The sequence below is a fragment of the Staphylococcus sp. AntiMn-1 genome (assembly GCF_001663395.1).
GTDB lineage: Bacteria > Bacillota > Bacilli > Staphylococcales > Staphylococcaceae > Staphylococcus > Staphylococcus equorum.
Genome location: NZ_CP012968.1, coordinates 680807 through 706905 on the forward strand (window position 1 = coordinate 680807; position 26099 = coordinate 706905).

A 26099-nucleotide genomic window follows, 5' to 3' on the forward strand; every position below is an offset into this window, starting at 1 on the left:
CAAGTCCCATGACTTTGTTGGCAGTCTCTAGTTAGACATTTAATGACTAACATTTATTTTGCATATTCAATTGCTCTAGTCTCACGAACAACTGTCACTTTTATATGACCAGGATATTGAAGTTCGTCTTCAATTTGGCTTTTTATATCTCTTGCTAAGCGATGTGATTTTAAGTCGTCGATAGTATCTGGTGATACAATAACTCGAATTTCTCTACCTGCTTGAATTGCAAACGCTTTTTCGACACCATCATAATTTTCAGATAGTGTTTCTAATCTTTCCAATCTTCTAATATAATTTTCTAAAGTCTCTTTACGAGCACCTGGTCTCGCAGCTGATAATGCATCTGCTGCTGCTACCAATATAGAAATAATTGAAGTTGGTTCAACATCACCATGGTGGGAATGAATTGCGTTAATTACTGTTTCATTTTCAGCATATTTTTTTGCTAATTCTACACCTATTTCAACATGGCTACCTTCAACTTCATGATCGATTGCTTTACCAACATCATGAAGTAGACCAGCACGTTTAGCTAATGTAACATCTTCACCTAATTCAGCCGCTAACATACCACTTAAGTGTGCAACTTCGATAGAATGTTTCAATACATTTTGTCCATAGCTTGTACGATATTGTAAACGACCTAAGATTTTAACTAAATCTGGATGCATATTATGCACATTTATTTCAAATGTAGCTTGTTCCCCTGCATCTCGAATAATATCGTCTACTTCTTTACGAGCTTTGTCTACCATATCTTCTATTCGTCCAGGATGGATGCGTCCATCTGAAACAAGATTTACTAATGCAGTTCTTGCAATTTCACGTCTGATTGGGTCAAAACCAGAGAGGATAACCGCTTCTGGCGTATCATCTATAATTAAGTCAATACCCGTTAATGTTTCTAACGTACGGATATTTCTTCCTTCTCTACCAATGATTCGACCTTTCATTTCGTCGTTTGGTAAATTAACAACTGATACTGTAGATTCAGAAGTATGTTCTGCTGCTAATCTTTGAACAGTAGTTGCTAACAATTCTTTTGCATTTTTATCGACTGCTTCTTTTGCTTCTTTCTCTTTTTCCTTAACAAGTATTGCAATATCTTGTGACAATTCATCTTCAACTCTTTGAAGTTGCTCTTGTGCTGCTTCTTCTTGAGAGAGACCAGAGATGCGTTCTAATTCTTGTTCATGCTTATTTATTAATGTTTGAACACTACTCTCTTTTGCATCTACTTGTTGTTGTCGTTCTTCAAGTTTAGACTCTTTTTGCTCTAAAATCTCATCTTTTTTATCTAATAAATCAGATTTTCGCTCTAAGTTTTCTTCTTTTTGCAGAAGTCGAGCTTCTTGCTTTTGAAGATCACCACGTCTTTCACGCAGTTCGTTTTCACTTTGTTCTTTTAAGATTTGGTTTTCTTCTTTAGCTTCTAGGAGCTTTTCCTTCTTAGTATTCTCTGCTTCTTTATTACCTTGTTCAATAATATCTTCTGCAGTTTGTCTTGCTTGTAATTGCTTTTGATGCAATAGATTACGGGCTACAATGTACCCTACAACAACTCCGAGAATAATACCTAGCAAAATGAGTAGGAGGTCTAATAAACTCACACAAACACCCCTTTTTATCTAGGATTTTGCTCTGTATATCAATTTCAATATGATTATATCAAGTTATATAAGAATCATACAATGTAATTGTACGGTTTTAAACTAAGAAGTGTCAAGGTTTCTGACACATTAATTCAATATTTGAGTCTCCTCTTTTACACTATTTCCACTATAATTATTGTTGTCACTTATATTATAAAGCTCATATAGCAAAATATTTGTTATATTATATTTTAAAATTCTTATATTGATGTAAAAAAATAAGCGCATATTTTTACATATACGCTTATTTTATAGTAAATATTTAATTAATTTTAGATAACACTATTCATCTTCAAGAAGCGTAGTTTGTTTTTCACTTTCGTCTTCTTTAACATCACCATCGATAATGCCTAGAGCTTCACGCAATCTACGATTAATATCTTCTTTGATTTCAGGGTTTTCTTTCAGATATAATTTAACATTTTCTTTACCTTGTCCCATACGATCTCCATTGTATGAATACCAAGCACCTGATTTATCTACAATTTCATTTTCAACACCTAAGTCAATAAGTTCTCCTTCTTTAGAGATACCTTTACCATACATCATATCCACTTCTGCAACTCTGAATGGCGGTGCTACTTTATTTTTAACAACTTTAATTTTCGTTCTATTACCAACAATATCTTGGCCTTGTTTTAATTGTTCAGCACGACGTACTTCTAAACGTACAGAACTATAGAATTTCAATGCACGTCCACCCGGTGTTACTTCAGGATTACCGAACATCACGCCTACTTTTTCGCGAATTTGGTTAATAAATACTGCTGTTGTTTTTGATTTAGAAATAGCGCCTGAAAGTTTACGCAATGCTTGTGACATTAAACGCGCTTGTAAACCAACATGTGTATCTCCCATTTCACCTTCAATTTCAGCTTTTGGAGTTAACGCAGCAACGGAGTCAACAACTACGATGTCAACAGCACCACTTCTAACGAATGCTTCGGCAATTTCCAATCCTTGTTCCCCATGGTCAGGTTGAGATAAATATAGATTTTGAATATCTACACCTAAAGCTTCTGCATAAACAGGATCTAACGCATGTTCAGCATCAATAAACGCCGCAATCCCACCATTTTTTTGTACTTCTGCAATAGCATGTAATGCCACTGTAGTTTTACCAGAACTTTCTGGCCCATATATTTCTATAATTCTTCCTTTAGGGTAGCCACCTACACCTAACGCATTATCCAAAGTAACTGAACCACTTGAAACGCTAGACACTCTTTGGGCTTTATTATCGCCTAATTTCATAACTGCGCCTTTACCAAATGATTTTTCCATATTTTTAATTACTGTATCTAAAGCTTTTTGACGATCGTTATCCAATGTTGGACCTCCTAATTGAGATTAATCTCTGTAAAATATCTTAATCCTACTATACCTTGATTTAAATAATTCTGCAAGCGTTTTGCGAATATTTGTTCGCTTATACAGACGGAAGTTACAACGAAAACAGAACACACGTACTATATTTTTAAATTTTTGTAGACTTTAAATGCTTATTTAAACCAATTTAGTAATCGTATTAGTACAAAATTTTGAGTTCTGCTTTTTATTGAATTTCTTCTTTGCGTCATTTTAAAGGACTGAATTCCAAGTCTCTCATTTTCTAAAATGCCTAAATAAATTTTATCCTTATGCTTCATTATTGAAATACCAACTTCTGTTTGATACAAAGCTTTAACGATATTGGCAGAGACAGAAAGTTGAGTTTCAATTGTATCACGTTCATCTATAAATTGTGTATGATGTGGTAACATTCCTTGAAGCAATTGTGATGTATTAAAATTCTGCAGTCTGGAATATAATTCTCCATCTGTAACAGCATCATATATAGCAAATGATTGGTGTATTTGATCCATCAAAGATTGTTCCAGTAATATATCATCAGAACCATAATAATATTCACCAATACGTGATAAAATTTCTGCTTTAATAGGAGCGATGAGTTGCTCGCATTCACGTTGCGTATCTCCATTTGCCGTTAATCTAATATTAACTTCGTGCGTTCCAGCCAATGGCGCAATCGTAGGATTTGTTTGTCCATCTATTAAATCCATTAATACTGTTTCTACTTTAGATTCGCCGATGCCTGCAAAACGCAATAATTCTGAGAATATAGTACTTTCACCATTGAAAAAGAATGGCAAAAGTTCGTTTTTAGCCATAGGTTGCATTTCTCTTGGTGGCCCTGGTAACAATACAATACGTCTTTCATCTTGATCTACTAACATACCTGGCGCCATACCGACTTTATTTTCTAATACATGTGAACCTTCTATAACTAACGCTTGTTGGCGGTTATTTGGAGTCATTTCAATATTCTGTTCTTCGAAGAATTGTTCAATGTAATTCAAAGCATGTTTATCAATTACTAATTCTCGACCTAATACCTTAGCAACCGTATGTTTCGTTAAGTCATCTTTAGTTGGGCCTAAGCCACCTGTTAGTATAACAGTATCATAATGATTAAATGATGCTTTTATGACTCTTTCTAATCGTTCTGGATTATCACCGATTACAGTATGCTCTACCACACTGTGACCTACACCATTTAGCAATTTTGATAAATATTGACCATTGGTATTAGCTATTTGCCCCAACAATAATTCTGAGCCCACCGCAATGATAGATATCTTCACAACTTCTCCTCCTCAACACTAAGTTACATAATTCACTTTAGTCTATACTTTTTACTCACTTAAAAGCGAGCGGAAAAATGTTTTACGATAAACTTAATTATAAATCTTAATTCCTTAAAAAACTAAAGATTAGATTTTTATGTCTTTTTAAAAGCTCCGTAAATCTTAACAAATCAATTTTTTTGTTATTTGATAAAATAACATAAAAACAGCCCAAATTTTATCGCTTTGGACTGTTTTGCTATATCATAGTACTTAATTTTATTGATAAGTATGGGAGTAGTAAATGTATTGGAACTAACCTCAATTATTTTGCTTTAAATACATCTCTACCTTTATAGAAGTATTCAATTCCAGATAACACTGTGAAGAATACACCGATGTATAACAGCACTTGTCCTAATTCAAAACCAATCCAAGTTGCTAAAGGATCACCTAGGAGAATCCAAACAATAGCAACCATCGTAACAGCAGTTTTAATCTTACCTAATTGCCCTGCAGCACTTACAAAACCTTGCTCAATTTGTAATAAACGTAATCCTGTTACAGCGAACTCACGTGCAATGATAATAATTGCAACGATTGAATTTGTTAAATCAATTTGCACAAGTGCGATTAAAGCACTTGAAACGAGTAATTTATCAGCTAATGGGTCCAAGAATTTCCCCATATTTGTTACAAGCTCCCATTTTCTTGCTAAATAGCCATCAACAAAATCACTTAACGACGCGATAATAAAAATAACACCACTAATTAATAATTCAATTCTAATTTCATTACCACCGATAAATGAAATGTTGCCAAATCCAAAATCTATCAGTGCAAATAGAAGAAATATTGGAATTAGTATAACTCTAAAAACAGTTATCCAATTCGGTATATTCATAAAAAGTCCTCTTTTCTTTTTTATAACTTAATCGTTGCTATATATTAATCAATTATAATACTAAAACAGCTAAAATCCATAATAGTGCTGAAATGATAATAACAACACTTACTATAACAGCTACTTGCAGCGGCTCTTTATTCTTACTACGATATGTCGGCTTATTTTCTTTAGAAAAAGCTTCAATCGTCTCTTGCATGCTTTCGTCATTATTTGGAATTTCGTCTCTATGTGCTTTAATTAACTGTACAGAATCAATATTAACGGCTTTTGCATATTTTTTAATAAAACCTTCTGCATAATCAACCTTATTTAATGATTCAAAATCGTTATTTTCTATCAAAGTCAAAGTTTGACGTTTTATCTGTGTGCGTGTTTCTAATTCATTTAAAGTCATACCTAAACGTTCTCGACGTCCCTTTAAAGTTTGACCAACTGTGTTCACGATGTTAGTCCTCCTTGATAACTACTCATTTTTTTATTCAAAGAAACCAAAACCGCCACCAAATTCATCGTTACCAAAATCTAAGTTGTTTTTACTTTTAACAGTTTGTTTCTTCATTTCTTCGTAATGAATTTCTTGGTTCTTATTTTCTCTTAATTCAATAATATAATCGAAATCGCTCATCTCATAGTCACTTGTTTCAACAAACAAGTCAGGATGTTCAACCACCTTGATTGAAGGCAAACTCATAACTTCTTTTACTAATTCTTGGTGTTTTACATTAGATTCTCTTGCTGTTACTGCTCCGTCAATGATATAAACATGATTAGTATCGTACTCACCTTTAATTAATGAGCTACGCACTGTTTGTTTGATTAATGTAGAACTGATGAACAACCAACGTTTATGCGCACAGACACTGCCAGCAACAATAGATTCTGTCTTTCCTACCCTAGGCATCCCCCTAATTCCTATTAGCTTATGACCTTCTTCTTTAAATAATTCTGCCATAAAATCAACGAGCAAACCTAAGTCTTCTCTTTCAAAACGAAATGTCTTTTTATCATCGGCATCTTGCTCTATGTACCTGCCATGTCTCACTGCCAATCGATCACGAAGTTCAGGTTTACGTAATTTAGTAATAGAAATATCATCAATTTCAGTGACAATATTTTCAAATCTACTTACTTTTTCTAAGTTATCAGACTTAATGAGTAAACCTCTACGACCTTCATCAACACCATTGATTGTTACAATATTGATGCCCATCATACCTAACAAACTAGATACATCGCCCAATAAACCTGATCTGTTCAACGTTATCTCATATTCTAAATACCATTCTTTTTTAGTAGCTACTGTCATGAAATAAACACCCCTTAGTTTAAAAACAACGGTTATTTTATAATAGATTGGTGCTCAAGAAACATCTATTAATATCACTTTTTTAAATCCTGTGATTTATTGTATTGTTATTATATCATTGAATGTTTCATAGTTGGCTTATTTTTTTACACAATATTAAAATTTATAAATACCATGCTCCGTTTACTTTTTGTATCGTTCCAGTAATACTCTTAGCTAATGGGTGGCATAAATAACTACATGTATGTGCAATCTCTTCAGGTTCAATCAATCTTTGTTGTGGCAGTTCTTTTGTTATCTCGCTAAGTTCATCTGCTGTCCAAACTTGAGTCATGTTACCACTGACAAACCCGGGTGCGATAGCATTAACCGTGACATTCGTCATAGCTAACTCTTGGCTAAGCGCTTTAACAAAACTAATTTGAGCACCTTTCATAGCTGAATAAACAGTCTCCATGCTGGAGCCAGTTTCACCCCATATAGATGAGATAACGATGATTCTACCATTTGTACTTTGTCTTAATTGATCTGCAAAATATCTACTTGTTCTTATAAATTGACGCACATGTATTTGATAACTCGAATCGATCATTTCGTCTGTCATATCCTGTAGTTGTCCATATAAAGCTGAACCACTAGCATAAATTAAACAATCCAAATTTTTTATGAAAGCAAAAGCTTTGTCCAAGTCATTACACTGAGTTAAATCACATTTTACAAATTGTACTGACTTCTGTTCATAGCGTTTTGTTATAGTTTCTATGTTTGATTTATTATAGTGTACGATGACTTCATACCCATCCGTTAATAAACGATCGACAATTGCAGAACCTATTGTACCAGATCCACCCATGACCAAAGCTTTCATTTTATTTCATCTCCAAACGACTATCTACAACTTGCGTTAGATTTAAACATGTATTTGCTGTTTCGTTCACGCTATCTAAAGTGATACTCTCAACAATGTCTAATAAGTCGAATAAACTTACGCCTTCAAAATAAAGTTTTGTGTATTGGTTAGCAATATACTCTGGAGAATTTAAACCTGAGATAAATTCTCCAATAAATTGTTTTTTTAATAAGTTAAAGGCCTCTGCATCACTTAGTTTACCTTGTGTGTTTTCTAATTCCTCTAATAATAGTGCTTTCAATTTATCAGGGTATTGTGTTGCACTCGTGATAACTGAAAAGCTATAGGTTGGTTCTAAAACAAATTGATAACCAAATGTTTCATCTATTAAATCTTGATTGAGCAACGTTTGATAAAAATCTGTCTCTTCACCAAACACCATTTCATAAAATAGTGTCATTTCTAAATCACGTTTAACATAGGCTTCGTTAGGTTCATTTTTTAAAGTTTCGTTTTTAAAACCAAGCATTAACCTTGGGGATTGAAGTTTCATAGATTCTGTTACATTGAATTCATTAACTTCACTTTTTTCATTTAAAGCATCTCTGACAATTTGTGGTTGATTCACTTTATCTCTTTTATTTTCGTGCTCAGCAATGACTTCATAAATGTGCTCTGCATCTACATCACCTACAACAAATAACACCATGTTCGATGGATGGTAGAATGTTTCGTAACATAGATATAAATCATCTTTAGTTATTTCATAAATGCTTTCAACACTGCCTGCAATATCCACACGAATCGGATGTGTTTCATACATAGCTTTTAATGTATTGAACATTAATTTATAACCAGGTTGTTCTTGATACATTTTAATTTCTTCTTCAATGATTCCTTTTTCTTTATCAACCGTCTCTTTAGTAAAATAAGGCGTTTCTACCATTGTTAATAAGCGTTTGATATTGCGGTCTACATTATCGGTAGCACTGAATAGATAGCTTGTTCGATCGAAGCTCGTAAATGCGTTAACTTGAGCATTGTCTTCTGCAAAAGCAGTAAATAAGTCTTCTTCTTCATTTTCAAATAATTTATGTTCTAAAAAGTGTGCCACGCCATCTGGAACTGTGACATATGTATCACTACCATGTGGTTTAAATTTATTATCTAATGAACCAAATTGTGTTGTATAAGTTACGAAGGTTTTTTGAAATCCTTTTTTCGGAATAATAAATAACTTGAGACCATTATTTAACTCCGCTTCATAAACTTTTTCGTCTATTTGTTTATAATATTTTTCATTCATCAGTCATTACCTCCTTTCGTCAAAATGTAAATCGTATCTAATATTGTTTCTTGTGCTAATTGCTGAATATCTGTTCTAGATACATTTTGTATACCTTCAATAAAACTAGTTTCTGACATATCTTCATCAAGTAATATATTATTATTTAATATTTCAATAATACTTTTCGGTCTATCATGAGATTCTTGACGTTGTGAAATAATCACTTTTTTCGCTAGCTCTAATTTATCGTCATCAAACTCACCATGTTGAAATTTTTCAAATTCAGCTATTATTGTATCTTTAGCTATTTCATATTTATCTGCTGAAACGCCACTAAGTACAAACATAAAACCATTTTTAGCATCCATTTGAGAGTGTATCGAATAAGCTAAACTTTGCTTCTCACGTACTTCATTAAATAATACGGAGGAAGGATCTCCACCAAACATGACATTTAACACGACCATAGCAAAGTATTGTGAATCTCCATATTGTGCTGGGAATTTATATCCCATATTTAGTTTGGCTTGATCCACTATATCTGTTTCAATAATTTCTTGTGGTAAATGATGTGATTTTGGCTTTGGCACTGCATGTGATAATTCAAATTGAAAAGGTTTAAGATCAAAATATGATTGAATTTGTGATTTCACTGCTTGCTCATCTACGTTACCTACTACATAAACCGCGCAGTAGTCATCTTTTAGCATAGATTGATATGTATGATATAAATTTTTAGGTGTTATGCCTGATATGTATTCTACTTGCCCTGACGCTATATGGCGATAAGGTTGGTCTCCAAACATATTTTTCAGTAAGTTTAAAAATGCAATTTGTGATTTATTATCAACTATAGCATCTAATTTTTTTGTTAATAACGATTTTTCTTGTGCAACAAAAGTTTCATCAAATTCACCATCTGTAATTAACGGGTTCCAAATCATTTCTTTTAGTAGATCCAAACCCTTTTCAAATAATGGTGTTTGATCTTTTAAATAACGTTCATTTACGATTTCTAAAGATATTGTAATTACATGCTTGTCTTTGAATTTCGAAATAAAACTGTTAACGTATGCACCATATAATTGTGATAAGTGTTGGTTAAATGCTTTATCCGTTGGCCATTGTTTTGTCGCACGAACGAGTACTTTGCTCAATAGTGAACGTGCTGTCATTGTTTCGCTATCTAATGGCGCCATAAATTTCAATGTGATTGTGGTTGTTTTAAATTTTGTTGTTGGCATTACTTTTATATGCAAGTCATTTTGCTGTTTATCTATCTTCAAATTGTCATGCCTCGCTTTCATAATTTTGTTTTTATATTCTATTTCTAACCGTTTTAAATTTTACTAAACTACTTTTGAAATAATTAAAAGAATAAAGTATTGGATTATCATCATTATCATAATGTATTAATTTCAAAAGCATGAGCCCTTCATGCGGTGATGCATCTAGCACATCCGAGATATGAGGTTCATAACTTATGGCCTCTATTTCTGTATTTGCATAGGCAACTTTTTTATTAGCATAAGCTTCAATCGCATTTAATAAAGATTCATCACTGTTTTGATACTGGGCACACGTTAAATCATCAGCAGGCACTTTATCTAAGCAATATACTACTGGTTGTCGATCTGCGAGTCTCACACGCTCTATAATGGTCACAGAAGCTTTATCAGGAATGTTTAATCTTAATGCATCCAATGAAGTAGCCGGTTTTTCATCTAAGCTTATAAATTCTGTTCTAGCGTTAAAGCCTTGTTGCTCTATCATTTGACTAATACTTACAAGTTCACCTAAAGGATAGAAGAATGGGTGCAGTGATTTAACACTCGCACCTTCCTCTAAATTATTAGATAATACTTGCTCTGTAATCAATTCATCCACAGCATCGTAAACGTCATCTGTTTTAACATTTAGTGTTCTAGCCACTGCTAAATTACTTGGCAATGGCTCTCCAGGACTCAATTTACCTTCTTTAATTTGTTGAATCATCCACTCTTTAACTTTATACACAGAAGTAAGTTCCATAATTACACCTCATCACTATCTAAATCCACAAGTATCTGTCTAGGTTTGCTACCTTTTTGTGGTCCAATAACTTGATTCCGTTCTAAATCATCCATCAATCTTGAAGCTCGATTATAACCAATTCTAAACTGTCTTTGTAACAAGGATGTACTTGCTTTTTGTTGTTCAATTATAAATATATATGCTTCATCATAAAGTGAATCTTCACTCTTCATTTCTGATTTTTCAACTGGTGCATCTGGTTCCATTTCTTTAACATAGTTCGCTTTTTGTTGTTCAACCACATAATTAACAATATCTTGTACCTCTTGATCGCTTAAAAATGCACCTTGCACACGTGTTCTCGTAGAACCACCATTTGCAACATATAACATATCACCTTTACCTAGTAACTTGTCTGCACCGCCACTATCTATAATCGTTCTAGAGTCAATTTGTGAACTCACAGCGAAAGCGATTCTTGATGGAATATTATTTTTGATTATACCAGTTATAACATCTACAGATGGGCGTTGCGTTGCAATAATTAAATGAATACCTGCTGCACGTGCCATTTGAGTAATACGTTGGATTGCATTTTCCACATCTTTACCTGCAACCATCATTAGATCTGCTAATTCATCAACAATCACCACTATATACGGTAACTCAGATTTTTTCTCTTCTAGTTCCTTATTTTGTCGTTTAATTGCTTCGTTGTAGCCTTCAATGTTTCTAGTTGAAGAATGTTGGAATAGATCGTAACGTCTTTCCATTTCAGCAACTACTTTTTCTAGTGCTTGTGATGCTTTATGTGGATTTGTCACAACAGGTATAAGCAAATGAGGTATACCATTATATACATTCAACTCTACCATTTTTGGATCAATTAACATAAGTTTTACTTCATGTGGCTTAGCATTAAGTAAAATACTTGTAATAATACCGTTAATACAAACTGACTTACCACTACCAGTTGAACCTGCTACGAGTAAGTGAGGCATTTTATTTAATTCAACTGTAATTGGATCACCCGAAATATCTCTACCTAATCCAACTTCTAATTTGTTTTTAGCAGGAAACTTCTCATCTAATACTTCTTTTAATGAAACAAGCGAGACCTTGTCATTCGGCACTTCTATACCGACAGCTGACCGTCCAGGTATTGGCGCTTCTATACGGATATCTTTCGCAGCAAGTGCTAAAGCAATATCATTATGTAAATTAACGATTTTACTTACTTTCACACCTTGCGCAGGTTGTATTTCATATTGCGTGACTGCTGGACCAATTTTTATTTGAGTCACCCTTGCATTCACACCAAAGTTTTTGAGTGTTGTTTCTAGTAACTGTCCTTTTTTTTGTACTTCTGCCTTAGATGTAGCTTTTTGCTTGGCAGGTTGATTAAGCAAAGAAAGCGGCGGTATTGTATATGCTTCGTTTTCAACTTCACCTGCTTCAGATATGGAATTTGCACCATCTTCATCTAATGGTTGTTCAGATTCATCTATCAACTGATCTAATGAAGCTTGTTCCTCTTTAGAACTTTGTTGTGATGATATTTGTCCATTGGTGTCTTCTTGATTTAGATTACGTTGGCTACGTTTATAATTTTTATTTTCGGTAGGTTGAGCGCTATCATCATCGTTATCACCATGTCCATATATAGGTATGGATTGTTGCTGTTCTGCAGTTAAATTTGAAACTTCAGGTAAATCACTTACATCTTTAACTTCATTATTGGCTTTATCCTGAGTAGCAGCTTGTTGTGCTTGTAATTCAGCTTTTTTCTCTGCTTTCACACGCGCTTTAGCATCTTTCTTAATTCTATTTTGTTTTCTTTTTTCTTTTAAGTTTACTGAAGCATCTTGACCTTTAACTTTCATCTTTTCAAATACGATTTTCGACACATCACGATGACTTTGTTTTAAAAGTAAAATTGCACTTGAAGCCATCAATAAAATTGTCACAATAATAATACCAATAATAGAAATTAAAGGCGTGAATAAAGTTAATAAGTAATATCCTATTAATCCTCCACCAAAATCAGGAAAGTTTGTCTGTTCATAAGCCTTATAGACAAATGACAATACTGGTTCCCGTTGAGCTTGTGCATTATTAGTAAAGTAAAAAAAGATTTGCGTCACTAATAGTAGTGCTAATTGTAATATAAAAGCACCAACTGTACGTCTTGTCTTTGGTAAAGCTTTATAATAAGTAATAAATATTGTACCTATAAATAGTAATATATAAGTTAAGTAACGGCTATTACCAAATAAATAATTCAAGAAACTATCTATCATTGTTCCAATAATACCAAGCTGAAACGCGCCTAGTACAATTAATACAAAGACGATAATAGCAAAAACATATCTTATAGGACTGTCGCTTTGTTTTTCTTTTTATTTGTTGTTTTTTTCTTGTATTTGTTGGTTTTCTCTTAGTTGTAGTTCTCTTTTTTGTTTGTGCCACGTTCCACACCTACTTTTCTAACTCTGATTTCAATTTCATTTTAATTATATACCCATTGATTCTTATGTGAATCACTTTTATTTATCGTAAATAATATGTATTTAGCTTTTATTATATAAGTATGATTGTATAATAAAAGTTTATTTGTATTCTATAATAACACAAAAGAGGTAAGACAATATTCGCTTTGAGTGGATTTAAAGGTTGCTTGCATGTCATATTTAAGATATAACAATCAACTGCAATCTACTTTTAAATATGTTTACCTAAGCGTTTGTCTTAACCTCTTTGTTTAGTATGGAAACTATTAAATTTCAGAAATAACTGGAATGATCATTGGACGACGTTTCGTGTTTTCAAATAATAATTTGCTAATTTGATCACGCATACTTTGTTTGATTTCAGACCATTCAATTCGTTTCTCTTGTAGTCCTAGTTCAACGATTTCACGTACTTTTTCTTCAGCTTCATTTAATAAAGCTTCACTTTCTCTAACATAAACGAAACCTCTAGATTGAATTTCTGGTCCGGCTGCAATTCGTCTATTTTTCGGATCAAGTGTTACGACCGCAATAAAGATACCATCTTCTGCTAATAAATGACGATCTCTCAGAACGATATTTCCTACGTCTCCAACACCTATACCATCGATAAGTACATTACCAAAATTTACTTTTTCATTTAAAATCATTTCGTCACCATCATAGTTAACGACATCACCTTTTTCCACAAGGAAGATTTTCTCAGGTTGTACACCTGATTCATTCGCTAATTTTGCATGAGCAATTTGCATTTTAAACTCACCATTTACTGGTATAAAGTATTCTGGTTTCATAATATTAATCATCATCTTCAATTCTTCCATGCAACCATGACTTGAAGTGTGTATTTTTTTACTACTAGGTAAGATTTCTGCACCAGCACGCGCTAATTCATTTAGCGTGTTACCAACGATAACTTCCATACTTGCAGAAGCAGTAATTGCTAGGAAAACAGAATCCCCTTGTTCAATATTCATTATTTTATGTTTCTTTTGAGCCATTTGACTTAATGCTTCTACTGGTTCACCTTGCATACCAGTTGCAATAATAATAACTTCATTTTTAGGATAATTTTCAACTTCATTAATTGGAATTAATAAGTCCTTAGAAATATCAAAATAGCCCATCTTTCTAGCAATATTAAATGAACTCTCTAATGAACGGCCTAGGAAAGAAACTTTTCTATTCAACCTCTGAGCCAAATTCAATACTTGCTGAATGCGGATAAAGTTCGATGCGTAACAAGAAACAATCAATCTGCCTTTTACTTTAGTAAATGCATCATACATATGTGATTCAATTACATTTTCTGTGTATTATAACCTTTTTTCTGCCTCAGTCGAATCACTGATAAGCGCAAACACACCCGCTTCGCCTATTTCAGTCATTTTTTTCAAGTCTGGTGCGTAATGACCTTGTAGACTTTGATCAAATTTAAATTCGCCTGTATAAACGATAGCACCATATGATGTATGAATACATACGCCTAAACTGTCTGGAATACTATGCGTTGTATTGAAAAATGTAATGTTTACTCCTTTAAAACGCATAACTGATTCATTATTCACTGTATAATATCTTACTTTTTTATTAACATTACGTGCTTTCATATTTTCTTTAATTAACGCAATTGTCAGTTTAGAACCATACACAGGCGCATCTACTTGTTCTAATACATATGTGACAGCTCCGATAGCGTGTTCGTGCCCGTGCGTTAAAAATATACCTTTTAATTTATCTTTATTCTCAATCACATATTGAATGTCAGGAATTACAATGTCCACACCTAGCATTTCATCTTCTGGGAACATCAGTCCTGCATCTAACATAAACATTTCATCGTCTACTTCAACGACATACATATTTTTCGCAATTTCTCCAACTCCGCCAAGTGGAATTATACGAATATTTTTATTTTTTTTCTTTATTAAACTCAAAATGTTACCTCCTATTTAAATTCCCGTCCATATATAAACTCATAGTATATTATAAGTTAAAATAGGCTTTATGTACACTATTAAAGTAATTACTATAAATAGTTTGGGATTGATATCAATAAATAAACAATTACTTATAAATCTTCGATATTTTCATATTCACGCTTTTACTACAATAGACACTATGAATTTACCAAAAATTAAACTTTAGTCTTATAAACTTATGTATTCCATTATTCATGGAATGATTCTAACTACTATTTGCATTGGAATTAAATAAAAAAGAAACCAGTTACTCTAATATGAAAACCGATTAAAATAGAACGGAAACATTCTATCGTAACGCGATTCATATCATTTACTAGTTTCTAATAAAATTCGATTTTTATTTTATATTAATTTGATAAAAGTACTTTATGAGACGCATTCACGCGACCTTGTTTATCAATTTCTGTTACTTTTATTTTAAATGTATCTCCAATTTTCAATACATCTTCTACTTTATCAATACGTTCATTTGCAATTTGTGAAATATGAACTAAAGCATCTTTACCAGGGAATAATTCAACAAATGCACCGTATTTTTCGATACGTTTACTTTGCCTTCATATACTTGGCCAACTTCAGCTTCACGTGTAATGTCTTCTATGATACTACGCGCTTCGGCGATTGCATCTTTATCAACAGCACCTATAAAGATTGTACCATCTTGTTCAATATCAAGTTTCACACCTGTTTGATCAATGATTTCATTGATTTTCTTACCACCAGGACCAATAACATCTCTGATTTTTTCAGGTTTGATTGTCATCGTAACGACTTTAGGTGCAAATGCACTTAACTCACTGCGTGTTGTATCAATTGTCTGTAACATATGATCTAAAATAGCTAAACGACCTTCTCGTGCTTGATCTAAAGCTTCTCTAATAATCTCTTTTGTTAAACCATCAATTTTAATATCCATTTGTATTGCAGTGATGCCTTCAGGCGTACCTGCTACTTTAAAGTCCATGTCACCTAAAGCATCTTCCATACCTTGAATATCCGTTAAAATAGTATAACTATCATCACGTGTTACTAATCCATAGCAATACCTGCTACTGGAGCTTTAATAGGAACACCTGCATCCATTAACGCTAACGTAGAACCACAAATTGACGCTTGTGAAGATGAACCATTTGATTCTAATACTTCACTCACAATTCTTACAGTATAAGGGAAATCTTTAGTATCTGGAATCACATGACTCAATGCACGTTCACCTAAAGCACCGTGTCCAATTTCACGACGTCCTGGAGAACGAACTGGACCTGTCTCACCAACTGAATAATTAGGGAAATTGTAATGATGCATGAAACGTTTTTGTTGTTCCTCACCAAGACCATCAAGAATTTGATATTCGCTCATTGAACCTAATGTTAACACAGATAGTGCTTGTGTTTGACCTCGTGTAAATAAACCAGAACCATGTACTCGTGGTAAGACGCCAACTTCTGATTCTAGTGGACGAATTTCATTTGATTTACGGCCATCAGGTCTGATTTTTTCTTCAGCGATTAATCTTCTTACTTCTTCTTTTACTAAACTATTTAAAATGCCATGAACATCTTTAATTAGTTCAGCATTATTAGCATCTTCTTCATCAATAAATTCTGCAACGACTTTTTCTTTTAATGTGTCAAGATTGATATCACGTTGTTGTTTGTCAAACGTTAATACAGCTTCTTTTAAACCATTGGCTTCAGTAAGCTGTTTCACTTTGTCTTCAAGCTTTTCGTCTTGTTCAACGGGTGTAAATGGTTTTTTCACTGGTTGGATGTGATCAACAATTTCTTGCTGGAAATTAACTAAACGTTGTATTTCATTATGACCAAAGAAGATTCCCTCAAGCATTTCACTTTCAGTAATTTCACTTGCCCCTGCTTCAACCATATTTACAGCATCTTTGTGTCCAGCTACTTCTAAGTCAAGACGCGACACTTCTTTCTGTGCAACAGTTGGGTTAATCACGTATTCACCATCAACATAACCTACGTTTACACCAGCAATTGGCCCATGGAATGGAATGTCCGAGACACTAAGTGCCATAGATGAACCTATCATTGCTGCCATTTCTGGAGAACAGTCAGGATCAGCACTTAATACGGTATTCATGATTTGTACATCATGTTTATATCCTTTAGGGAAAAGTGGACGAATTGGTCTGTCGATTAAGCGCGCAGTTAATGTTGCTTCGTCACTTGGACGTCCCTCACGTTTTTTAAACCCACCAGGAATTTTACCTGCTGCATACATTTTTTCTTCATAATTTACCATTAATGGGAAAAAGTCAACATCGCGTGGTTCTTTTGAAGCTACTGCAGTAGATAATACTACTGTATCACCATAACGAACTAACACAGCACCGTTAGCTTGTTTAGCAAGTTGCCCTGTTTCAATCGTTAATGATCTATTTGCCCATTCAGTTTTAAAAACTTTTTTCTCTTGAGACATTACGAATCTCCTCTCATATATCTATTAGTTATATCATATCATTTCTCAGAAAAATTTTATATTAGTATATTACTTTTTAAATAATATGCTTTCTAGATTATAAAAAAGGGAAAGGACCCTAAAGGTTCTTTCCCTATCAATATCCATATTAAAATTAACGACGGATACCTAATGATTTAATTAATTCACGGTAACGTTGTACATCTTTGTCACGTAAATAGTTAAGTAAATGTCTACGACGACCTACCATTTTTAATAGTCCACGACGTGAATGGTGATCTTTCGTGTGTTGACGTAAATGTTCGTTTAATGTAGTGATTTCTTCAGTTAACACAGCGATTTGTACTTCTGGTGACCCAGTATCCGCTTCGTGTGTACGATATTCTTTAATTAGTTCATTTTTACGTTCTTGTGAAATTGCCATAGTCAATTTCCTCCTTTTATTTTTATGCGCCTTTAACCGAGCGAACCGTTGGAGACTCGGACTGCCAAGATAAAGGTGCCTTAAATGTGTAAAACACATTCGACTTAAATATTATATGATATTTCGTCTCCAAAATCAACCGATAATAAGTATTTTGCTTTTTCTTTATCTTTATTCATTTGTTCTACTAAAGGATCTATCCCATCAAATTTAATTTCTGGTCTTAAATAATGATGCCAAAATACAGTGACACGCTCGCCGTAAATATTTTCGTTAAAATCAAATAAATTCACTTCTATAACTACTTGTGCTTTAGAAGGATCATGAAATGTAGGTTTTACACCCACATTGGCCACACCTCTATAAACTTTTTTATTTGCCCCGATTTCCATACTAACTGCGTAAACACCATTTTTAGGCAATACATAATCACCACTAGGTTGAACGTTTGCTGTTGGAAATCCAATTGTTCTGCCACGTTTTTCACCTTGTACTACTGTTCCTTTAATGCGGTAGAGATAGTCTAATTCTTCATTAGCCTTTTGCAAGTCGCCTGTTTTAAGCGATTTTCTAATTTCCGTCGTGGAAATTTTTTCGGATTCTATTTCTTGTTTACTTACAACTGTCGTATTAAATTCAGTCATTTCATTTAATATCATCATATTACCTTTTCCAAATTTACCAAATGTAAAATCAAAACCAGCTATTACTTCTTTTACATTATTTTTTATAATATATTCTTCTATAAAAGTTTCAGCGGGTACATTGGCAAATTTTGAAGAAAAGTTAATAACAATACAATAATCTATGCCATAAGACTCTAATATTTCAACTTTATCTTGTATTGGTGTTAAATAATCAGTACGTTTCCGTTCAGGATTTAGAACTACCGAAGGATGAGGATCAAACGTCATCACAGCTTTTTTTAAATTGGATGATTTTGCTTTTTGCTCTAGAGTATCAAATACTTTCGCATGTCCCTTATGCATGCCATCAAAAAAACCAAAAGCCATGGCAACGTCTTCCGTTATATATTGATCTTCTTGAATTGGATGAGCTACTTCTATCACTTTCATGCGTATTTCTCCTTTAGTTAAATACCTTCTTAGGCTTAATTTCGTCATTTTTTTCAGGATGTGGTGCATAAATTGCTAAGACTTTATTGTCTGTAACATCTACTAATGCCACTATCGTATCTATTGCTTCTGTGAATTCTTTTTTATAAAATTTTTGGCCGTTTAAAATTTTGCTTTTTACTATTTCATCTGAAATCAAAATTTGTTTTAAACCTTTTAACCCATATTCTATAGGAAATAACTTTTCTTGTAACGTGTCATGCTCATGTAATTCTGCAACGTCATTGAGTGTGAGACTCTCCTCTAAATCAAACCCACCACTTTGAATTCTAGTTAATTTTGACATATGGGCTGGAAATGCTAAGGCTTTTCCAATATCTGTCGCTAAAGTTCTGATGTATGTTCCTTTGCCACATTCAACTAAAATATCGAAATGGCAACTTTCGTCTTCAAAGCGAAGTTCTGATGTGCGTTTAATTTGTATAATATTAACTTGTCGCTCTGGTCTTTCTACTTCTTCATTATTCCTTGCATATTCGTATAATTTTTTCCCATTCACTTTTACTGATGAGTACATCGGTGGTATTTGAGTAATCGTTCCTTCAAATTGATTCAATATTTGATCAATGTCCTGAGCTATAATTTCATCTTGAGCAATAGTTGTTTGCTCAAGGATTTCACCAGTTTGATCTTCAGTAGTTGTACTGCTTCCAAGTGTAACAGTCGCTTTATAAGATTTTCCCATATCCATGATGTAATCACTAACTTTTGTTGCACCACCAATACATATAGGTAAAACGCCTGATACTTCAGGGTCTAAAGTACCAGTATGTCCAACTTTTTTTGTTTTTAAAATTTTCCTCAATTTAAATACTACATCGTGGCTTGTTAAACCACGTTCTTTATACACAGGCAAAATACCATTATACATTTCCACGCCACCTTTAATGCTCTTTTTTTACATTACTTACATATTAACATGACTCAGCTTACTTTGTGTTACGTAAAAAAGCTGAAACATAAAATCTAAAGAGATTTTGTTCCAGCTTGTTATAATAATTAATCTTTTTTGTGTAAATCTTGAATCATTCTTTCAATTTTATTTCCGTAATCAATTGATTCATCATATTCAAAATTCAATTCAGGAATAATTCGTAATCTCATTCTTGAACCTAGTTCAGATTTAATAAAACCTTTTGCCTTTTCTAACCCTTTAAAAGTATCTTCTTTTTGTTTTTCATTACCTAATACTGTTAAATAGATTGTTGCAATTGATAAATCATTTGTTAATTGCACATCTGTAATCGTTAAAAATCCGATTCTTGGGTCTTTGACTTTGTTATTAGCGATATCCATAATTTCTTGCTTCATCTGTTCGCCAACACGTTCAGCTCTCATATTCATTATATTCACCTCACACGATTTATTTGTCCGGGAAATGTTTCCTTACTTAAAGATTATATGACAGTTCATTTCATAACGTCAAACAAATTTATTATTTCAGTAACTACTATTTTCAAAAGTTTTGTTCGAGTCCTGTACACTTTATATTGTACATTATTAACAAAAAATAAACATTTTATGACACTTAGGCATTATTTTAATTCCTAACTGTTATATTATGAAACATTTTTTCATTAATAGTCAATAAAATCTATTTTAAATTTCTTAAGTGTTTAATATTATGCCCAACTGTTATTTTAAGTGGATTTTCTGACGTACAAATGCATTTCCTTTGTCTATAAATATTTTTTATATAGTTTCACACATTATATAAACTATAATGTTATACTATAAGACAACTTAATAATTAATTTTATTTATTTTAGGAGTTGTAAATGATTGGAAAAACCAGAAAGACTTTTATATATTTATACCCGCTTTTTAAACGGAAAGAAACTCAATAAAGAAGAACTCGCCCAGCGACTAAATGTCAATGTTCGTTCCATACAGCGAGATTTTAGTGATATTAATAATTTTTTATACGAAGATAATGAATGGCATGGCCTTGATGGTGAAATAATATATGATAATAACTTTGAAAAACATTGTTTAAGAATCGACAGATATAAATTTAAAAATAATAGATTACTTAACTTGCTCTTTAGATTGAAAAATTTCACACCGATAATACATGAAGATACTTATAATCTCATTAGAGGGCTGAACGCAAACTCTAATCTTGCTGAAAAAATATTGTCTAACAAACTCTTAAGCCAGTTCAAAGTGACTCGTGAGATGAGCAAAACCACGTTAATTTTTAGACTCCAACTAGCAATTGAAAATAATAACTTTGTTGCAATTCATATAAGTCATGATTTGACTATAAAAGTAATACCTATATATACTAGATATTTTTCAAACAAATATTGGTTTACTTATTTGTATCAAGGAAAGATACAAATATTAAATTTGTCATCAATTATAAATATCGATCAACTTGACGAAGTGTTTGATAAAGCTATTTTTTCAGATATTCAGGCTGTAAAAATACTTATTAAAGATCCTCTTTGGTCCGAAATACAAAGACAGTTCATTATTATTGACACAACTAAAAGTGATTATGGAACTATCGCTAATATTATTATTTCAAAAAAAGAAAGCCTACAAATTGCATATGAATATCCACAGTATATTACAATCATAGAACCTCAATATTATGTAGATGAATTCAAAACACATATCCAGACTATATTTAAAAACTATGACATTTAAAATTAGCCTATACTCGCCTTAGATATCTTCTATGCTGAATATAGGCTTTTTTATAATTTATATTTTAGTGTTGATGTTCTACATCTTTTTGCATTGTGCTAATTTTTCTATAAAAATCTGAATTACCTTTTTCTCGTTTTTCTCTTTGTTCTTTATTCCAATTGTAGTATTCTATTTTACTCAATTCTTGTTTTTTTCTTAAACGTATTTTGTGTTCTTGGTAACTTAGCACATTGCATAAAGTAACATGCCGATTTTGTTTTGAAGCAAGTACAAATAAATGATCAATTAGATAGTCACATAAAGAACTATGAGCAAAGTTCTTTAAAATCGAAATATATAGTTCTTCCTCACTAACAAGATATATACGATGCTTATCATCGTTTAAAAGTTTCAACAACAAATCAAAACTCATTCGCTGAGAAGGTAAGCCATGTTTAAATGTTAAAAAATCTTTAGGTATTCCTGCAGTATGACCCGATTGATAAGGGAAAAAGTTAAGTACCATAACTCTGTTTGGATCAATATTAAAACGTTTTAAAGTCGAAGAAGCGTTATATAAATATTTCATAAACCATCTATGTTTATCGATATAGGGTAAAAACAGTTTCTCTCCATTAAATGTTAATCTACCTTGTATATCCAATAATATTCTTTGGCGATAATCTATCACTACAGATTCTGGTATATCGGGTTCATACATTTTAAAATCATTTTCGGGCTGTTTTTTTAATATAACAATATCTGCTAAATCAGGGTTTCCAAAATATGGTCTAGCTATAGCAGGGTTTATTTCTGCATTTTCAAATAAAATTCTTTGTCTATTTTTATCAATAATTACTTTTCCATTTGCAAAGTCTATCATTTTTTTAAATCTAGGTATTTCAGTAAAGTTATTCCCAAAATGTTCTTTAAAATACGCTAAATCCTGTGGATGTAAAAATGCTGTTGTATCATCATTTTTTATAATTTGTTCTAAAGTATTTTGATCATAAATAGAGTTATATTGCTTTAAATATTCTTGCCAAAATTCATTGATTTCCCTTAAATATTCACTCATCATTTATAACCTCCTATTTCATTTAATTGTAATTAAGTACATAGACAACTAGTGTCAATAAAATAGTTATCCCCAAATTTTACTACAATATTTTTACTTATTCGCAACCAAATAAGTACATATGATGTTGAAAAACATATGTTACCCTTTTAATATAAGATTTAATTGTTGTGAAAATTGTTTCGTTAAGGCGTTTTTTAATTTGATATTTAAAGTAAGCTACATTATTACGAGGTGTTAAAATTTCTATTTCTAGTTGAAGTTGTATAGTTGAGTCGTGTTATATTTTAATCTATAAACTAAATTGTTAGATTTTTATGTAATAATATCATTATACTTATATATTTCACTTTTGGATAGCACTTTAATTCTAATAATTACATTAAAAAATCCACTCATATTTTCAACATAAAATTATAAATTGAAGTGATTATCTGCCATATATACAAATCTGAAGTCAATATAAAAAGCCTCCAAATTATTGGAGGCTTTCTTGTCATTAAATTGGATTAATCTCCAATTACTTATCTTTTTATTTCAACCATTTCGAAAGCTTCGATAATGTCGCCTTCTTTTAAGTCATTGTATTTCTCAACTGTGATACCACATTCGTAACCTTTAGCAACTTCTTTAGCATCATCTTTAAAACGTTTTAGTGTATCTAATTCACCTTCAAATTGTACAATATTGTCTCTAATGACACGAACGCCAGCATTACGCGTGATTTTACCATCAATAACATAACTACCTGCGATTGTACCAACTTTAGAAACTTTGAACGTTTGACGAACTTCTGCTTGTCCAATAATTTGTTCTTCGAATTCTGGATCTAGCATACCTTTCATTGCGAATTCAATTTCTTCTATAACACTATAAATAACGCGGTGTAGACGCATATCAACGCCTTCAGTTTCAGCAGCACGTTTCGCACCTGTATCAGGACGAACGTTAAAGCCAATAATGATACCATTTGAAGCGTTAGCTAGTGTAACGTCAGATTCGTTGATTGCACCCACAGCAGTGTGAATGATACGTACATTTACGCCTTCAACGTCTATCTTCATTAGAGATGCAGCAAGCGCTTCTACTGAACCTTGCACATCGCCTTTAATAATGACATTTAAATCTTTCATTTCACCTTGTTTCATTTGTTCAAACAAGTTATCTAATGAAACACTCTTACTTTCATGACGTTGTTGAATTACGTTCGCTTCATGGCGAGATTCACCAATACGTCTTGCTTGTTTTTCATCTTTGAAAACAACAAATCGATCGCCTGCTTTTGGCACATCATGAATACCAGTAATTTCAACTGGTGTAGATGGTCCTGCAGTTTTTATACGTTGACCTAAGTCATTGACCATAGCACGAATTCTACCATACGTATTTCCAACTACTAAAGAGTCACCAACGTTAAGTGTACCGTTTTGTACTAATAATGAGGCTGATGGTCCACGTGATTTATCTAATTCAGCTTCGATTACTGTACCAACAGCTTTTTTGCTTGGATTAGCTTTTAATTCTTGTACTTCAGAAGTAAGTACAATCATTTCTATTAAATCATCAATGCCATCTCCACTTAATGCTGAGAGTGGAACAAAGATTGTATCGCCGCCCCAATCCTCAGGTACTAAACCATATTCAGTTAATTCTTGCATTACACGATCTGGATTTGATGTCGGTTTATCAATCTTGTTAACAGCAACAATCGTAGGTACATTTGCTTCTTTAGCATGATTGATTGCTTCAATTGTTTGAGGCATAACACCATCATCAGCTGCTACAACTAAAATAGTTATATCCGTTACTTGTGCACCACGCGCGCGCATTGTTGTAAATGCTGCGTGACCTGGAGTATCTAGGAATGTAATTTTTTTACCATCATTTTCAATTTGGTAAGCACCAATATGTTGTGTAATACCACCAGCTTCTCCAGCTGTTACTTTTGTATGACGAATAGAATCTAGTAACGTTGTTTTACCATGGTCAACATGTCCCATGATTGTAACAACTGCTGGACGTTCAACAGCATCTTCATCTTCAGTTTCATCATCGAAGTAAATTGATAAATCTTCTTCATCAATAACAATTTCTTTTTCAGCTTCAACACCGTAATCATCAACGATTAACTCTAGTGTTTCTTCATCTAATGATTGATTAATATTAGCCATAATACCAAGTAAGAATAGTTTTTTAACAATACCTGAAGACTCTACGTTTAATTTCTCCGCAAGTTCACCTACTGTAATACCTTCTTGATAAGTGATTTTTTCTGGAATTTCTTTAGGTTCTTCTTGTTTGATTTGTTTTGATTTTTTATTATTCTTTTTGTTATTCGGTTTATTGTTGTTTGATTTATTATTTTGGTTACCTTTATTATTTTGATTATTCTTGTTGTTTTGGTTACATTTATTATTTGATGATTGTTGCTTGTTTTGAGCAGTTTTTTGTTGTTTTTTCTCTGCTTCTTTTGCTTTTTCAGGTTTGTAAATTTTATCTAATGCGTGAATTTGATTATCTTCTAACGTTTGCATATGACTTGTTACCTCAACGTCCATCTTCTGCAATTCGTCGATAATATCTCTACTCTTTAATTTTAAATCTTTAGCGTATTCGTAAATTCTTTGTTTACTCATATAGTCACTCCTTACGATATTCATCAATCATTGACAATAACTTTTTAGCAAAGCCTTGATCAGTGATTCCAATGTTTACACGTTCTGCTTTACCTAAAGCTTGTCCTAATTCAGCTCTTGTTCCAAATATACGTAATGATATATGGTAACTTTCACATTTGTTCTGCATCACTTTCATTGTGTTGTCAGAAGCATCTGTTGCAATGATTACGAGCTTTAATTTATTATTCTTCAAATCATTTATAATGACTGATTCGCCTGTTTTAACTTTTCCTGCACGCATTGCTAAACCTAAAAAATTCACGATTTTTTCTTTGTCATTTAGGTATCTCTTCACGATAAATAAGACGTATAATCTCTTTATAAACAGGCTCTAACGTTTCAGCATCAGATTTGAAATATCTTTCTAATGTTTCTTTTTGTTGCGCTTCTTCTACTAATTTAACATTTTTAGATACATAAGCGCCACGGCCTTGTTGTTTGCCAGTTGCATCAGCAAAAATTTGTCCGTCTTTATTAATTACAACTCTAATCATGTCATTCTTAGGGTACATTTCATTTGAAAGTATACATTTACGCATTGGAATTTTTTTCTTTTTCAT

General features: G+C 32.5%; 19 protein-coding genes and 4 pseudogenes. 1 reads left to right on the plus strand and 22 read right to left on the minus strand.

Annotated elements, in window-relative coordinates:
* Positions 1–53: 53 nt before the first annotated feature.
* The 18 genes and pseudogenes from rny to rbfA form a co-directional block, all read right to left on the minus strand.
* A complete protein-coding gene (rny, locus tag AOB58_RS03390) occupies positions 54–1613 on the minus strand; it encodes a ribonuclease Y (protein WP_021338756.1) in 1560 nt (519 codons plus the stop codon).
* A gap of 324 nt (positions 1614–1937) precedes the next feature.
* Positions 1938–2984: a recombinase RecA gene (gene recA, locus AOB58_RS03395; RefSeq protein ID WP_021338755.1), complete on the minus strand. Its 1047-nt coding sequence runs from the start codon at positions 2982–2984 to the stop codon at positions 1938–1940.
* A gap of 173 nt (positions 2985–3157) precedes the next feature.
* On the minus strand, positions 3158–4300 hold the full coding sequence (locus tag AOB58_RS03400; RefSeq protein ID WP_021338754.1) for a CinA family nicotinamide mononucleotide deamidase-related protein: 1143 nt from the start codon (positions 4298–4300) through the stop codon (positions 3158–3160).
* A gap of 307 nt (positions 4301–4607) precedes the next feature.
* Entirely contained in the window at positions 4608–5186 is a 579-nt protein-coding gene (pgsA, locus tag AOB58_RS03405; RefSeq protein WP_002507829.1) for a CDP-diacylglycerol--glycerol-3-phosphate 3-phosphatidyltransferase, read from the minus strand.
* A gap of 52 nt (positions 5187–5238) precedes the next feature.
* Positions 5239–5631 carry a helix-turn-helix domain-containing protein gene (locus AOB58_RS03410; RefSeq protein ID WP_002507830.1) on the minus strand — a complete coding sequence of 131 codons (393 nt, stop codon included), beginning with the start codon at positions 5629–5631 and terminating at the stop codon, positions 5239–5241.
* Positions 5632–5664: 33 nt separating this feature from the next.
* Positions 5665–6495: a YmfK family protein gene (locus AOB58_RS03415; protein WP_021338753.1), complete on the minus strand. Its 831-nt coding sequence runs from the start codon at positions 6493–6495 to the stop codon at positions 5665–5667.
* Between the two features lie 163 nt (positions 6496–6658).
* A complete protein-coding gene (gene ymfI / locus AOB58_RS03420; protein ID WP_021338752.1) occupies positions 6659–7363 on the minus strand; it encodes an elongation factor P 5-aminopentanone reductase in 705 nt (234 codons plus the stop codon).
* A gap of 1 nt (position 7364) precedes the next feature.
* Positions 7365–8651, minus strand: a complete 1287-nt coding sequence (yfmH, locus tag AOB58_RS03425; RefSeq protein WP_021338751.1) for an EF-P 5-aminopentanol modification-associated protein YfmH — start codon at positions 8649–8651, stop codon at positions 7365–7367.
* Positions 8651–9940 (minus strand): EF-P 5-aminopentanol modification-associated protein YfmF, encoded by a 1290-nt coding sequence (gene yfmF, locus AOB58_RS03430; protein ID WP_031265898.1) that lies wholly within the window; start codon positions 9938–9940, stop codon positions 8651–8653. The genes yfmH and yfmF overlap by 1 nt, the downstream gene beginning before the upstream one ends.
* A 10-nt stretch (positions 9941–9950) precedes the next feature.
* On the minus strand, positions 9951–10664 hold the full coding sequence (locus AOB58_RS03435) for a GntR family transcriptional regulator (RefSeq protein WP_021338749.1): 714 nt from the start codon (positions 10662–10664) through the stop codon (positions 9951–9953).
* A gap of 2 nt (positions 10665–10666) precedes the next feature.
* A pseudogene (locus tag AOB58_RS14025) lies at positions 10667–12112 on the minus strand (DNA translocase FtsK); the annotation flags it as partial.
* Positions 12113–12291: 179 nt separating this feature from the next.
* Positions 12292–13115, minus strand: a pseudogene (locus tag AOB58_RS14030) (DNA translocase FtsK 4TM domain-containing protein); the annotation flags it as partial.
* A 307-nt stretch (positions 13116–13422) separates the two neighbouring features.
* Positions 13423–15093: pseudogene (rnjB, locus tag AOB58_RS03445) on the minus strand (ribonuclease J2).
* A 395-nt stretch (positions 15094–15488) separates the two neighbouring features.
* Positions 15489–17586 (minus strand): annotated as a pseudogene (pnp, locus tag AOB58_RS03450) (polyribonucleotide nucleotidyltransferase).
* A 154-nt stretch (positions 17587–17740) separates the two neighbouring features.
* The gene (gene rpsO, locus AOB58_RS03455) at positions 17741–18010 is read right to left on the minus strand and encodes a 30S ribosomal protein S15 (protein ID WP_021338745.1); all 270 of its coding nucleotides are present in this window, start codon (positions 18008–18010) and stop codon (positions 17741–17743) included.
* Between the two features lie 104 nt (positions 18011–18114).
* Positions 18115–19086 (minus strand): riboflavin biosynthesis protein RibF, encoded by a 972-nt coding sequence (gene ribF / locus AOB58_RS03460; protein WP_002507840.1) that lies wholly within the window; start codon positions 19084–19086, stop codon positions 18115–18117.
* Between the two features lie 13 nt (positions 19087–19099).
* Positions 19100–20017 (minus strand): tRNA pseudouridine(55) synthase TruB, encoded by a 918-nt coding sequence (gene truB / locus AOB58_RS03465; RefSeq protein ID WP_002507841.1) that lies wholly within the window; start codon positions 20015–20017, stop codon positions 19100–19102.
* 128 nt (positions 20018–20145) lie between these two features.
* Entirely contained in the window at positions 20146–20493 is a 348-nt protein-coding gene (rbfA, locus tag AOB58_RS03470; RefSeq protein ID WP_031265894.1) for a 30S ribosome-binding factor RbfA, read from the minus strand.
* Between the two features lie 435 nt (positions 20494–20928).
* Here rbfA and AOB58_RS03475 point away from each other — a divergent pair, with 435 nt between their 5' ends.
* A complete protein-coding gene (locus AOB58_RS03475) occupies positions 20929–21801 on the plus strand; it encodes an HTH domain-containing protein (RefSeq protein ID WP_021338744.1) in 873 nt (290 codons plus the stop codon).
* A 64-nt stretch (positions 21802–21865) separates the two neighbouring features.
* On the opposite strand, the gene AOB58_RS03480 is transcribed toward AOB58_RS03475, so the two are convergent.
* From AOB58_RS03480 to rnpM, 4 genes are all read right to left on the minus strand, one after another.
* Complete coding sequence (locus AOB58_RS03480) at positions 21866–22864, minus strand: hypothetical protein (RefSeq protein WP_046465283.1); 999 nt, start codon at positions 22862–22864, stop codon at positions 21866–21868.
* Positions 22865–23385: 521 nt separating this feature from the next.
* On the minus strand, positions 23386–25497 hold the full coding sequence (gene infB / locus AOB58_RS03485; protein ID WP_064782957.1) for a translation initiation factor IF-2: 2112 nt from the start codon (positions 25495–25497) through the stop codon (positions 23386–23388).
* A 4-nt stretch (positions 25498–25501) separates the two neighbouring features.
* Positions 25502–25780 carry a L7Ae/L30e/S12e/Gadd45 family ribosomal protein gene (locus AOB58_RS03490; protein ID WP_064783578.1) on the minus strand — a complete coding sequence of 93 codons (279 nt, stop codon included), beginning with the start codon at positions 25778–25780 and terminating at the stop codon, positions 25502–25504.
* Positions 25781–25814: 34 nt separating this feature from the next.
* Positions 25815–26099: an RNase P modulator RnpM gene (gene rnpM, locus AOB58_RS03495; RefSeq protein ID WP_002507847.1), complete on the minus strand. Its 285-nt coding sequence runs from the start codon at positions 26097–26099 to the stop codon at positions 25815–25817.